General features: G+C 42.1%; 10 protein-coding genes. 3 read left to right on the top strand and 7 right to left on the bottom strand.

Annotated features, from left to right (window positions below):
- Positions 1–5: 5 nt before the first annotated feature.
- Positions 6–422 (bottom strand): globin domain-containing protein, encoded by a 417-nt coding sequence (locus N7E81_RS04710; RefSeq protein ID WP_263052130.1) that lies wholly within the window; start codon positions 420–422, stop codon positions 6–8.
- A gap of 498 nt (positions 423–920) precedes the next feature.
- The gene (gene guaB / locus N7E81_RS04705) at positions 921–2,390 is read right to left on the bottom strand and encodes an IMP dehydrogenase (RefSeq protein WP_263052129.1); all 1,470 of its coding nucleotides are present in this window, start codon (positions 2,388–2,390) and stop codon (positions 921–923) included.
- Between the two features lie 186 nt (positions 2,391–2,576).
- Between guaB and hemA the strand changes: the two genes are divergently transcribed.
- On the top strand, positions 2,577–3,857 hold the full coding sequence (gene hemA, locus N7E81_RS04700; protein ID WP_263052128.1) for a glutamyl-tRNA reductase: 1,281 nt from the start codon (positions 2,577–2,579) through the stop codon (positions 3,855–3,857).
- 71 nt (positions 3,858–3,928) lie between these two features.
- The gene (locus N7E81_RS04695) at positions 3,929–6,064 is read left to right on the top strand and encodes a WG repeat-containing protein (RefSeq protein WP_263052127.1); all 2,136 of its coding nucleotides are present in this window, start codon (positions 3,929–3,931) and stop codon (positions 6,062–6,064) included.
- Between the two features lie 24 nt (positions 6,065–6,088).
- Here N7E81_RS04695 and N7E81_RS04690 read toward each other — a convergent pair whose 3' ends face one another.
- Genes N7E81_RS04690 through N7E81_RS04670 form a run of 5 tightly spaced genes read right to left on the bottom strand, consistent with a single transcriptional unit; the run spans position 6,089 to position 13,347 of the window.
- Positions 6,089–7,357, bottom strand: coding sequence for a M16 family metallopeptidase (locus N7E81_RS04690; RefSeq protein ID WP_263052126.1), 1,269 nt, complete (start codon positions 7,355–7,357; stop codon positions 6,089–6,091).
- Complete coding sequence (porV, locus tag N7E81_RS04685; protein ID WP_263052125.1) at positions 7,357–8,577, bottom strand: type IX secretion system outer membrane channel protein PorV; 1,221 nt, start codon at positions 8,575–8,577, stop codon at positions 7,357–7,359. Before porV ends, N7E81_RS04690 begins: the two co-directional genes overlap by 1 nt.
- Before the next feature lie 29 nt (positions 8,578–8,606).
- Complete coding sequence (gene porU / locus N7E81_RS04680) at positions 8,607–11,984, bottom strand: type IX secretion system sortase PorU (protein WP_263052124.1); 3,378 nt, start codon at positions 11,982–11,984, stop codon at positions 8,607–8,609.
- 29 nt (positions 11,985–12,013) lie between these two features.
- Positions 12,014–12,703, bottom strand: a complete 690-nt coding sequence (gene pssA / locus N7E81_RS04675; RefSeq protein WP_263052123.1) for a CDP-diacylglycerol--serine O-phosphatidyltransferase — start codon at positions 12,701–12,703, stop codon at positions 12,014–12,016.
- Positions 12,700–13,347 carry an MBL fold metallo-hydrolase gene (locus N7E81_RS04670; RefSeq protein ID WP_263052122.1) on the bottom strand — a complete coding sequence of 216 codons (648 nt, stop codon included), beginning with the start codon at positions 13,345–13,347 and terminating at the stop codon, positions 12,700–12,702. Before N7E81_RS04670 ends, pssA begins: the two co-directional genes overlap by 4 nt.
- A gap of 57 nt (positions 13,348–13,404) precedes the next feature.
- Here N7E81_RS04670 and N7E81_RS04665 point away from each other — a divergent pair, with 57 nt between their 5' ends.
- Positions 13,405–14,472: an NAD(P)/FAD-dependent oxidoreductase gene (locus N7E81_RS04665; RefSeq protein WP_263052121.1), complete on the top strand. Its 1,068-nt coding sequence runs from the start codon at positions 13,405–13,407 to the stop codon at positions 14,470–14,472.
- The last annotated feature ends 2 nt before the right edge of the window (positions 14,473–14,474 follow it).

Here is a 14,474-nt window from a genome sequence, read left to right as displayed (position 1 = left end):
ATAATTTAAGCGGATTGCATGATATCTGAGAGAGTTTCGTAAACTTCGAGCCAAGCAGCTTCTACCTCTTCGTTCCAGTTTTCTTTAAGTTCTTCTTTGAGCGAATACATCAGTGCCGCAGCGGCCATGTTGTAATGCTCTGAGCGAATGCCATAGGTCATATGTCTACGCCCCATGTTGCGTACGAGGGGAGCCAATACGTCGAGAGTATTTAGTCCTTTGACTACCGTACTGATCATTTCCATCATCTTTCTTCCTTGCATTTGCATATTACCTTTGAAAAGCGGCCTGAGCTCTGGACTCATTTCGAAAAGTTTGGAATAAAACACCTTGGCTGCTTCGTCGGTTTTGGACTCTACCATCCAGAAGGTGGCACGAACCAATCGCTTGTTGTAAGGGGTAATTGATACTGTGTTTGTCATGATTTCTAAATTTTAGTTTCGAAAAATTCGGAGTATCGGCATCCCCGATACCCCGAGTGTAAGCATTTTCTCATATTAAAATTGTAAGACAAAACTACCAGGGGCACATCGGCATTACTATGGCTGATGACAAGTACACGTGATTTTTATGACAGAATCAAACCTGTCAATTGACAGGAAATGAACAACAAAATGGCTTTTAGGTAGAATTTGGGCTGTTTTTGTGGTGGAGCATTAGGTTGCTGTAAGGCATGTCTTGTATGGTTAGACAGCAAAATGTGTGGAGTGATTCATTAGTGTCAAGCATTTTCTCGTTGCATTTCCATTACTCATGTGTTCGTTTTCGCTTTGTCAGCATGGCTTTCTTTTTTATCAATAAAGCAAGTTCTTCGGCTTAATTGTAAAGGCTCAAAACGAATGTTGAAAATGGTTTATATTAAAAAAGGGCAACTTGAATACAATCAAGTTGCCCTTTTACTTCAATGTTTTAGACTGGCATTATCTACTATAATTCGGTGCTTCTCTTGTGATCTGAATATCGTGTGGATGAGATTCTGCCATACCAGCACCAGTGATTTTCACGAACTTGCCTTTTTTCAACTGCTCTACAGTAGATGCTCCAGCGTAGCCCATACCAGCTTTCAAACCACCAGTCAATTGATAAAGCACTTCTGCTACCATGCCTTTGTATGGCACTCGACCTACGATACCTTCTGGTACTAGTTTTTTCACATCGTCTTCTGCATCTTGGAAGTAGCGGTCTTTAGATCCGTCTTCCATGGCTTCTACAGAACCCATACCTCGGTAAGTTTTGAATTTTCTTCCTTCGTAGATGATTACATCGCCAGGAGCCTCTTCTGTACCTCCTAGCAAGGACCCAATCATAATACAATTGGCTCCAGCAACGATGGCTTTTACAAAGTCTCCCGAAAACCTGATGCCACCGTCGGCAATAATTGGAATGCCTCGACCTTCTACGGCTTTGGCTGCTTCGTATACTGCAGATAGCTGTGGCATGCCTACACCAGCGATGATCCTAGTCGTACAAATACTACCAGGACCTACACCCACTTTGATGGCATCGGCGCCTGCATCGGCGAGAGCTACTGCTGCTTCGGCTGTGGCGATGTTTCCTACTATTACGTCCAGGTTTGGGTAAGCCTTTTTGATGGCTTTGCATGTATCTATTACACCTTTGGAATGACCATGCGCAGTATCGATAGACACTACGTCTACACCTGCTTCGATCAGTTTCTGAATTCTGGCTTCGATATCCGGAGTTACACCCACGGCTGCACCTACTCTCAGCCTTCCGAATTCGTCTTTACAAGCATTAGGCTTGTCCTTGTTTTTAAGAATATCCTTATATGTGATGAGCCCAGTCATTACACCAGAGTCATTTACAATAGGAAGTTTCTCAATTTTGTGCTCTTGTAGAATCTCTTCAGCTCCTTCCAGTCCAATTCCGTCTTTGGCGGTGATTAGATTGTCTTTCGTCATGATCTCTTTGATCAGGAGTTTTTTGTTTTTTTGAAACCTGAGATCTCGGTTGGTAATGATACCAACGAGCTTCTTTTCTTTGTCGATTACCGGTATACCACCAATCTTATGCTCCTTCATCGCTGCTAGCGCATCGCCTACAGTGGCATCGCCATGCAAGGTCACAGGATCAAGTATCATCCCGCTTTGGGATCTTTTGACCTTGCGGACTTGTGCGGCTTGTTTTTCGATGGTCATATTCTTGTGAATAAAACCAATACCACCTTCTAATGCCATGGCTATAGCCAAGTCAGTTTCGGTGACGGTATCCATCGCTGCAGAAACCAAAGGAATATTTAATTTGATGTTTTTGGTGAGATAAGTACTTGTGTCTGTATCTCTTGGTAATACTTCTGAATACCCTGGGAGTAGAAGCACATCATCGTAGGTGAGTGCTTCAAAAACCAATTTAGAACTGTCGAAATGCATGTGCAAATAGGTGTTTTTATTTGCCGTGCAAAACTAGGGTCAAAATGGTTAGAATCGGCATGAACGAATAGAATAATTTTCTAAATCGCAATTTTATTTAAAACAATTCTAAATAAGGAGGTGTATGATTCTCGTCACCTATTCTTTTCGTTTTTAGTTTAATTTTGCTGCTAGGAATAATAAGGTATGCACAATCAATTCAAAGCAGTAAGTTTATCTTATAAGAACACCCCGGTAGAAGTGAGGGAGATGGTAGCATTCGATGAGGCGCAGAGCAAGCGACTTCTCGAGATGGTAGAGGACTATGCCGACATTTCTGAAGCTTTAATAATTTCCACTTGCAACCGCACAGAGGTTTATTACTCTTCACCTACGGATCATTACGAAACGATTATTAAATTGATCGGCGTGGTGAAAGGCATGTTTAATATTGCGGACTACAAAAAATATTTTTCTAATCTCAATGAACATCATGGGGCGGTCTCGCATCTATTCAATGTGTCTATGGGGTTAGACGCTCAGGTGGTAGGTGATTTACAAATCATCAATCAGGTAAAAACGGCCTATCAAATTGCTGCAGATCAAAATATAGTAGGACCATTCCTACATCGATTGCTTCATACTATATTTTTTACTAATAAACGTGTGGTACAGGAAACAGCCTTTAGAGATGGTGCTGCATCAGTATCGTATGCTACGGTAGATCTAATCGACGAATTGACTACGGCTCATCAGCAACCAAACATATTGGTGTTGGGTTTGGGTGAGATAGGCGAAGATGTAGCTCGTAACCTAGAGCGTATCACGGACAAGCGAGTTTTCATTTGCAATAGAAGCATAGAGAAAGCCAATGAACTAGCGGTAGAGTTGGGTTTTGAAGTAGTGCCATTCGATGCACATGAGCAAGCGATTCTCGATGCAGATGTGATTATTTCATCTGTGAGGGTGGATACACCACTGATTACAAAATCGACTTTTGCTGCTCATAAAATTCTTAGTCATAAATACCTTTTTGATCTGTCGATCCCTAGAAGTATCGACCAGAATATAGAGGAGGTCAATGGGCTATTGTTATATAATATCGATGGTATACAGGCGAAGGCTACACAAGCACTTGAAAAGAGACTGGCTGCAATACCTGATGTGAAAGCCATCATTGCCGAAGCCATTGCAGAATTTGGCAATTGGTCCAAAGAAATGGAAGTTTCTCCAGTGATCAATAAACTCAAAAATGCATTAGAAGACATCCGTCAGACAGAAATGGCTCGTTATCTCAAAAAAGCCAACGAGACCGAAACAGAGCTGCTTGACAAAGTGACCAAAAATATCATGCAAAAGATCATTAAGCTTCCCGTATTGCAACTCAAGGCTGCTTGCCAGAGAGGGGAAGCCGATTCGCTGATAGAAGTGCTCAATGACCTATTCAACCTAGAAGAACAGTCGGAAAAAATCAAATCAAAAGAGTGAGCATAAGGTCATACGCCTCTTATTTAATACCTCTTCTTCTTACAGCCTTCATACAACTTCAATCAGAAATTGTGTTGTGCCAATCTTCTATTGACTTTTATGAGGAGAAGGGCAAAACAGGGCTCAAAGACGCTGAAGGAAATACAGTGATTCCTGCCAACTATGACCAACTGGGCTGGACCAAGGGGTTTAGTTTTCCTGTGAATGATGTGATAGGATATAAGCAAGGTGCTTGGGGTCTGATCTCGGTGAAAAACAAGGTAATAACCCCGCCACTTTATTATTCGCTAGAAGCACAGCACAAAAACTTGATCGTGGCTTCTATCAAGAGCAAGTATTCCAACGAACTTTTTTATGGTGTGATTAGCTCGAAGGGTCATGTGGTAGTCGATTTTAAGTATCACTCACTTACGCCATTGCACGATCTGATTATCGTATCCGTGCGTCGAAAAGGAAAGTCATATTATGGCTTGTTGGATCAGCAGGGTAAAGAGCTGCTTGCTACGGATTTTGCCAATATTTCTTATTTCAAAGAGGGTCTTTTTGTATTTACTACGTCTAGTCAACGCAAGGGAATCATTCACAAAAGCGGAACGATCAAAGTTGAAGCAACGTTAGATAGCATAGCTCCTGTTTCCGAAAGCTATACGTTGATTTTCAAATCAGGAAAAATAGGAGCGATAGATTCTGCTGGTACAGTCTTGCACAAACCGTTGTATAAGAAAATAGTAGATAGACAAACTGTAAAACCATTTAAGCAGTATCAAATCATTGACGCCAGCCACGAATCTCTCCATGATTTTTATTGTGATTCTATTTTGGAGATTTCTTCAGACTTGTTGGCCATTGTTCGTAATGATTATTTCGAGATACTCAATGTAGACTTCGACCCCATTTTTAGAGGAGAGGCATTGAATCATTTATCTGCTTATCGCAAAAATGTGATTTTTAAAACCAATGATAAATACCAAATCATCAAGTACAATGGTGAACCAGTGTATGCGCCAGGCTTTGATACGCTATTATTTGACGAAAGCTATATGTATGGCCTGTTCGAAGGGCAGTGGAGTATCTTCAATAAGTTTGGCTCGAGTCTATCAAAACTACGTTTTGATAGTTTATTGACAGGAAGTAATAATCTGATTCCTGTCAAACGGATGGGTTATTGGGGTTATATCGATCATTCGGGGAAAATGGCCATTTCAGCAAAATTTGACGAGGCTGGCGTTTTCGTTGGCAACATAGCACAAGTCAATTACTTAGGCTCTCGCCGAATCATAAACCAGTTTGGTGAATTCATAGGTGAGCCTAATTATGATCGGATAAAGATAGAGAAGGTCAATACGGCGCTAGTCACCAAACGCGGACGTACAGACCTGATCAACTATCGAGGGGAAGTACTTTTTCAGACTTATAATCAGCTTTCCCCAAATTTCTTTGGCTACCTGGAGACGACAGCTGAAGGTCATAAAGGCTTAGTATCCCATCTGGGCGAAATAATCCTTTACCCCGAATATGATAGCATTTCTGAACCAATGAACCGAAGGTATGCTGTGGTGCAGCAAGCAGATAAAGTGGGGCTGATCAATTTCAAAGGTTTTTGGGTTTTGCCTTTGTCTAAGGAAACACAGGAAATTTGCCATGTGAATGATGGTTTTATTAGTATCAAACGAAATGGACAATATGGATTTGTGGATTTTGGTCAGCGGCTACTCATTGCGAACCGGTATGAAAAGACAAAGCCCTTTACGTCTGGACTCGCAGCAGTAAAACTCAATGGTAAGTGGGGGTTTATTGATAAGAAAGAACATTTGTTGATCCAACCTACTTATACTGAAGTTACCCCTTTTAAGAATGGTATTGCGCTCGTAAGTAGGGTGGGCAAGCTTGGAGCAATAGATGCAGAAGAGCGCCAAAAAATCAAAATAGAATTTGACACGATTCAAACGACAACGCACGATTTTTTGTTGGTTAAAAAAGAAGGTAAAATGGGACTCTTCAATCAAGCAGGTCAGCAGCTTCTTCAGCCTTCATACACAGACATACGACCTACGATGGATGATCATTTTATCGTGGAGCGAAGAGGGTTGTCGGGTCTCATAGATCCCACGGGCAGGTACAGCATACCACTTAGATACTACAGCATCCGTGAAATATCTCATGGTAGATACATCTGCTTAGAAACAGACCCTAAAGCAGAAGAATAAGCTGTTCCTTAACATTTGTAGAAACTATTGATTGAGCCCTACGATAGTGGTGTATGCCGCTGCAGGGTTAAAATGCTTTTCGATGGCTGTTTTGATTTGGTTTTCGTCGATGGTTCTCAGTGCATCAAAATATCTGTCATAATAGGCATCGTCTAAATCAGCTTCTTCTATCTTTTTAAACTTATCCATTAGCTGAAAAGGGGTATTGATAGATGCCAAAAACGAACCAGCTAAATAGTTAGTCAGCACTTCTACTTCTTCAGTAGGAATGGGTTCATTCAGCAATTTGTCTATTTCTGATTTGATTTCCGTAAAGGTGTCTTGTGTATGAGTAGCCACTACATCTCCTGCAATCATTCCAAATGAACTGTGTTTGAGATGTACAGGATAGGCATGTATGCCATAAGTGTAGCCCTTTTCTTCCCGTATGTTTTTCATTAGTCGTGAGCCAAAGTACCCCCCCAGTAAGCTATTGGCTATTTGATAGTTGAAATAGTCTTCTGATCGCTTGTTTGGCACCAGCCAAGCTATGCGAATAGATGATTGCATGCTGCCTGTTTTGGCTACATAAATATCATGTTGGTCGGACTGGAATTCGATGGGTCGCTCAGTAGTAGGTGTTGCTTTTGGGATGTTCAGTTGTGAGTTTAGACATGAGACAAGTTGATCGTCTATATCGCCAGCCATATAGATTTTAGGCTGGTAAAATAACCGCTCTTGGTAGTAAGCTTTAACTTCTTCCAAACTGACGGCCTCTATGTCTGTAGCAGCCAATGCCTGACCATAAGGAAAGGAAGAGCCGTATATGGCTTCTCTCAGTTTTTTGGAAGCAAGTAAATTGCTTTTGTTGTCATTGAGGATAATCTGATCCTTGCGGTTCGATTTTAGAATTTCGAATTCACGTTTAGGAAATACAGGTTCATTGATGATTTCGTTGAGCAGAGAAATAACCTGATCGAAGTTTCTTCTCAGCCCATATACAGATATAGATACATCGTCAAAACCAGCTCCTATCTCTAGAAATGCACCGAGTTTTTCAAAACCAGCAGTGATCTCTTTTGCCGTCTTGTTTTGGGTTCCTTCGACTAGCATTTTAATGGCCAGCCATGAGGTAGATTTTTTAGATTCAAACCAAATGCCCGACTGAAAGACCAGTTCGATTTTGACAACGGGCTGATCGCCAGCCTGGAGCCAAAAAAGGGAAGTGTTCGAATGTAAAGTCTGCTGGTTGACGGCAGGTAGTCCTCCAAATACGATTTCTCCTGAAGGTGGAGCAAGGGTTCTGTCTAACATTAATTCAGCGTGGTATCTTGTGCTTCAGCTTTGTCAAAGTTGAACAATAGTGAGAATCTAATGGTTTCTGCTAGTGGGTGGTTGTTGTCTCCAGGCACTAAGTAAGAGAAGTCGATCCCAAATTTTTGATACCTAAACCCTAATCCTAGTGTCATGTATTGTCTGCCCCCTTTGTTTTTGTTTTCATAAAAATAGCCCAGACGAGCGGCAAACAATTCCTTGTACCAATATTCCACGCCAGTGGCAATCATGATCTCTTGCATCTCTTCCGAGAAGCCATCAGGTGCATCTGTGAATGAGCCAAACATACCAGCCATTAGGTTTCTATTTGGATCTTTTCCTTTTAGGATGATGTCGTTGCCATTGTTGTCTTGATTGCGAGACCCATCGTCATTTTCATCATAGATCGGAGGAGTAGGCACCATGAGTTTGTTCAAGTCTAAAGCAAAAGTTAGCGAGTTGAAAGCATCTAGTCCTACTTTGAGGGCAGTACCCACTCTCAAGTTGATGGGAATAAAATCGGCATCTGACTGTGTACCATAAGTCATTTTCTGACCGATGTTGGTAATGGCCGTACCAAACGAGATCTCAGAATCTTTGCCTCCGATCACGATTGGATTGGTGTAATAAAATCCGAGATCTACCGCAAAACTGCTAGCGGGTTTAGCCGCATTGGTACCACTGCCTACGAGGTTGGACCAGATATATCTGGCTGTTACTCCGATGCCTATTTTTTCGGTGAGTTTTCTAGAGTAAGTACCGTCGAAGGCTACTTCTCTTGGGTTTTCTATACCTAGTTGAGACCCTTCTAGGTCTGTAAGGTGGATTTCTCCTAAATCAAAATATCTCATGGATAGACCCAAGGTTTGGATTCTGTCGAGTTTGTAATAGCCCGATAGGTAGGTCAACGACATGTCGTCTACTATCTTGCCCAGCCAGGGAGAGTAAGAAAGTGAAGCACCATAGTTGTGCTCAATAAAGGCTAGTTTACCGTTGTTCCAGTGTACGCTATTGGCATCTGGAGAAGTTGCTACACCAGCATCTCCCATGCCCGATGCTCTTGAGTCTGGGGCGAAACTTACGAATGGAACCGCTGTGGTGATTACCCTTCTGTCGTCGGCTCCTTCTTGTCCTGTCACTTGAGTTTGTGCAGAGACCATGAAACCTGGTAGTGAAAGAATCGAGGCAAGCAAGATTCTTTTGATTGTTGTCGTTGTCATAGATTAAAAATATTAACGTGCAAAGATAGCTAATTCAGTATAACCATTCTTCTGAACACTTCTCCTGCGGATCCATCTACTCTACTTTGCACTTTGAGCCTATAAATATATATCCCTTTTCTTACTCTTCCTGTACCAGAACTGTTCAAGTTCCAGACAATTTTTAGCATATTTTCAGAAACATTGTCAAAACGGTAGGACTGGGTTAATATTTCTTGCCCTTGTATATCTGTGATTGTGAGGTAGGCAAAAAGATCTTCGCCTAGTCTGTCGTGTTTAAAACTAATCGTGGTTTGCTCTACTCCAGGCATGATGGGGTTGGGGTAGTTGATGACTTCTGTCAAATGAATCCCGTTTTCTTTGGTAATAAAAAATTCGATGGTTTCTTCTGTTTCGTTGTTGAAAATATCTGAAGCGACTAGGGTCAATTCATGTCTTCCAGCGGCTAGGTTATCGAATGGGTAAGTGATCCAGCCTTCTTGATAGGTGTCGAGGGAGGCTTCGTAATATTCGTTGACGACGACAGGTTCCTCGTCGTTGAGATAGAGCATCAGTTCGTTGCCAAAGCCTGCATTTGAAATATTAATACCACTTTCATCAGTGAGCTTCACCATAAGGACTGGCGACGGGCCAACTGTTTCCCCAGATTGAAAGGTAGTGTCATTGAGATAGATAGAAAGATTTGGAGGGGTTTTGTCTGGGTTTTTTACTTGTTCAGATCCTCCTACTATTACTTCTGAAAATGCCCCGTGTGCATCTATTGTTGATAATTTGTTGAGGGCATAAAAGCTAATTTTTCCTTCACCAAAAGAGTAGTTGATGTTTTTAGGTACGATAAAATCAACATCGAACTTTCCTTCGGTAATGGTAGCTTTTCCTTGAAACAGGAGTACATCTCTGATATCATAGATTTCTTTGGTACTTTCGTCCCCCAGTGTTTGAAATTTGGCAGGTTTGTCGAAAACGATCATGTTTAGGATACCGTCGAACCGTGTATCCAATACGTCACCTACTTGTACTTCTCCACTGATGGTGTATTTGCCAAATGCTCGCAGTGTATCGAGTTGATCGATAGACTGACCATTGATAGCAGTAAGTGCGATGGTTTGTTCTGGAAATGAAATGCGCATCATGGGATCGCCTAGGAGTGCATAGTTTCTATTGCCAGCACCTACCAGGCTGCTGTTTTTGGTTTCGCGCATCATTTCACCTAGACGTTTGTATTGGCCATTGGCTTTGTTCATGGCGGAGAAGTAGAAAGCTTCGTTGAGCTGAAAATTGGTGTTGGAGTAGACGGGTCGAGTAGCTGTGATCAAAGCCACTGACCCACCATAGGGGAGGAGCACCATTTTTTCTCCACCAGAGATTCTATTGGGATAGTCGTAGTTTCCAAATTGGCAGGTGGCTGTGATGAAGAGCGACATTAAGATGTTGTTGCTCAAGTCGCTGATCATAAATTCATCGAAAATGCCCTCGTGGGTCAGTTGTCCTTCATTGCCGTGTCCGGTAAAGTTTACAATCAAATTTCCATCCGAAATAGCATTAACGAAAGCTTCCGATGCTGCTGGCGATTTGTTTTGGTCTTGCTTATATGCGTCGAGATAGATTTTGTTTACATTCAGCTCTTGTCGTGTGGTATCCACATAGGTAGCCATCTTGTTGGCATCTTGCTGGTGGATATTGTTGTCGCCGTCGTCGGCGATAAAAGAAATTTTGTTTCTCCACTTACCATAACCTAGCCTATTGGTTTGATAGCGTATGATTTTATTGATTACCGCTTCACCATCTTCGCTGGTTTGTATCGGAATCCTACCCACGCCTATTTCCATGGTATGGTCTCCGGCTTGGGTTTCTATCCACTCGCCTTCATTGTCTTCCATAAAACCAAAATAGTCGTCGGACGAGTAGCTCCAGAGCTTGTGCAGCGAATTGCGAGACTCATACACGGGCACAAAATTGGTGGAATTGATACTTCGGTCTTTGTAATCGAATGAACAATCTCCGAAAAGAAGCACTTGTTTTAGTTGATTGTACTTGTCGTATTGAAATTTTATAAAATCCCGAAGAGCGGAGACGTCTTGTGCACCACTAGAAAATTCATTGTAAATCTGATCTACAGTGACGACTTCTACTAGCAAGCCATCGTGTTGTGTTCGATATTCTGCCAAGTGCTGTGCGGCGGCTAGAAAATTTCGATGGGTGATGATGATACCATCAGCGGCAGGCAGGTCGTGGAGGTTCTGGTTGTCGATGGCACCTATGAGTATAGGAGCTGTAGCTTGAGCGTCGTTGAATGCCAAGAAGGAATTCATGTCAGTCGACGTACCAAAAGTCAAGTTGCTTCCAGAAGATTGAGCTTGTATTTTTATGATGTCAGTTGGGTTTGTAATATCCCAGATTTGCGCACTAGACTCTGCTCCTGTTATTTTGTAGGCCGCTTCGCCTGTGCGCTTGTGCCATAGCAATGCCCCTAACGACAAACTCAACGTTCTTTCGTAGACCATATGTACATAGTCTATATAGCCATCGTTGAATCCAGATTCATTAAATGTATAATTTAATGTCAATCCATTGGCTGTATTGATGCCCGATGGGTTGATAGAAAAAGTATCTGTTTTTACATCGGCTTGTGTGACGTACGTCCCAGAAGAGATCGGATCCATGTCGATCGAGCCGAGCGAAATACCATTGAGATTGAGGTCGAAAGACGACGTACCGATGGATCGAGACAGCACACTAGTGAAAATATCTATGTCAGCACTGCCCACGATGCCATTACTAGTAAAAGTGACCTTGTGTGTTTTTGTGGCACTGGTAAACCGCTCACCAAACCAATGCCGACCAGAGTTGATGATGGTGTTTTTTTCTAGTTCGTGTGGTTGGATGTAGGCATAAGAAGATTGGGTAGATGCTGTGCCTGCAGGTGCAGTTATGGTAGGCATACGCTTGCCATCAGAGGCTTTTACCGTAAGGAAATAAAAAGCCGTATCACTGTAGACATTTCTTTCGTAAGCAAAAGCCTCTGTGGAGGGATTGTAACTTAAATGGTCTGAGGACTTGCCGTAAAACAAAAGATAGTCTTCATTGTTGAATTGGCCATCGGACTGACCTACTACAAAAATGGCATTTTCGGACAGGTCATTAGGTCTACTTTCGCTATTGGCTTGTGGCAGCATGCCATTCATAGCATTGCCATATAGAGCTAATTTTCTAGGATCGATCTGGTCTACGGCTATGCCCATTTCTTCGAGTAGATTTCGATCTATTTTGTATATCCCATCGTGTAGAATGGCTATTTTGTACCATTGGCCATCTGCTAATACAGAAGAGGATGCTTGAGATTGAGCATCCCAAGAGGCCAACCAAATCAGACACAAACCCCAAACGATATGTAATTTCCCTTTCAACCTAATTTGATCCTTTAGTGCTTAAACGATTATTTGGGTGTGAATATGTGACCTACTATAGAGCCAACAATATACAAGACAATAATTAATGGAATAGCCACTAATTTCAGTAAAACTATCATAGCCAGGCTGATAAGTAAAAAAGCGTATTTGCCTTCGTTGCCTTTGCGACCAAGTTTCTTGAACTTGAAAGCCATCATAGGAATATCTGCTATCAACAAGATAGAAGTACCTATTGCTAGGCCAACTAGCACTATCCATTGGTTCAAATACTCCGTCCATATACCTACAGCGGCTAAATATGCCAATGAATTGATCAAACAAGCGTTGGCAGGAGTGGGCAATCCGAAAAACCGATCCGATTGTCGCGTGTCATTGTTGAACTTGGCTAACCTCAGCCCAGACATTACCGCAATCAAAACCGCCACATAGGGCCAATAAGTTCCCGGAGTACTGGTTTGTAGCATTTTATAAACGACTAAAGCAGGCACTACACCAAAGGAGACCATATCTGCTAGCGAATCGAGGTCTTTGCCAATGTTGGAAGTGGACTTGAGTAAACGAGCCAGAAACCCATCAAAAAAATCTACCACTCCCGAGAGTACGGTATAGTAAATAACATTTTCTAACCGACCTTCAAATATTTCTATGATAGCCAAACAGCCAAAAGCTAAGTTGAGACTGGTAAAGGCGTTCGGGATGAAGCTGCGAATGCTCATTTGGACAAGGCGCAAAAGGGGTTGGATATTTTTTCTTTGCCAACGGTGGTGGTACCACCATGGCCAGGGTATACTACTGTTTCGTCTCCAAGCGCAAATACTTTGTCATGGATGCTTTGGATTAGTACATCGTATTCTCCCCCTGGCAAATCTGTACGCCCTATGCTGCCATCGAAAAGTACGTCCCCACCAATACAAATATTTTGCTCTTGATTGACCAATATCACATGACCAGGGGCATGCCCAGGAGTAAACAGCACGTCTAAAGTAGATTGGCCAAATTTGACCTGATCACCTTCTTCATAAAAAGCATCTGCCTCCGATCGCTCATAGTTTTGAAACCCATAGGCGGGTGCATAGACTTCTACCGAACGTAGTGTAGCTTCGTCTTCTTTATGAATTGTCAGTTTGACATCATATTTTCTTTTGATAAATGAATTGCCAAACACGTGATCGATATGACAATGTGTATTGATCAACTGGACGACCTTCAGCTCGTTGGCCTCGATAAAGTCTGAAAGTTCGGTTCTTTCGGCTTGTTCGTAGCACCCAGGATCGATAACAATCGCCTCCTTAGTCTCGTCATAGAGGACGTAAGTGTTTTCTAAGAAGGGGTTGAAAACAAAATTCTGAATTTGGATCATAGATATTAGTAGTAAGTCCGCAATTTTGTCGGATTATTGCTCAATCGCAAATATAACATGTACGACTACTTAATCATTGGCCACGGACTGGCTGGCGCTGTACTTTCACAAAGATTGCTCGAAAGAGGAAAAAAAATCATGGTGCTAGATCAGCCTCAGGACAACCATTCGTCTGCAGTAGCTGCAGGTATTTTCAATCCCATCACGGGTCGAAAAATGTTTAAGACCTGGCGTGCGGATGAGTTCTTTCCAGAGTTATTGCAGTTTTATCCAATTTTTGAACAGACGCTTGGTGCCAAGTTTTTTCATCCGATGGGCGTGTATCGTCCGTATTTTGCTATCGAAGATCAAAATGATTGGGAAGCCAAAAAGGCGGATACAAAATTTGATTCATACATCGCTCATGCGAGTACTACACCGATTGCAGCACATCAGTTGCACGATCCGTATGGTGGTTTGTTTTTGAAGCAGGCAGGATATGTAAACATTGTGAAGCTGCTGACAGCTAATAAAAAGCGATTGACTGATAAGGGTAGTTATCAAGAAGCCATGTTTAATGAAAAGGAAGTGGTGCGAGATTCGGATCATTTTGTTTATGGAGTGCTCAAGTTTAAGAAACTTATTTTTTGTAATGGCGTCAAAGCACAGCAGTCGGATTGGTTTGATTGGCTCCCTTTTCATCCCGTAAAAGGGGAAATGATAGACATAGCCCTAGAAAAAAGACCAGATACGATCTACAACCGGGGGGTTTTTATTCTCCCGTTTGAAAATGAAAGCCTAAGGGTAGGCTCTACTTATCATCATCAATATGACAACATGGAGCCAACCGAAGCGGGACAAAATGAATTGAAACAGAAACTAAGTGGATTGTTAGACGAGACATATCAAGTGACAGGGAGCAGAGCAGGTATTAGACCCGCCACGAAAGATCGCCGGCCATTCATTGGAAAACATCCGGATAATGAACATATTTATGTCTTTAATGGTTTTGGCTCTAAGGGTGTTTCTTTGATTCCATATTGCTCGAAGCTATTCACTGCACATTTGTTGGACGGCGAGCCACTAGATGCCGAATTAGACATCAGTCGATATTACTCACATTATTCAGCAAAACCGAAAGATTGATC

It is taken from the genome of Reichenbachiella carrageenanivorans (assembly GCF_025639805.1).
Lineage (GTDB): Bacteria > Bacteroidota > Bacteroidia > Cytophagales > Cyclobacteriaceae > Reichenbachiella > Reichenbachiella carrageenanivorans.
This window is presented reverse-complemented; position numbering and strand designations above follow the sequence as displayed.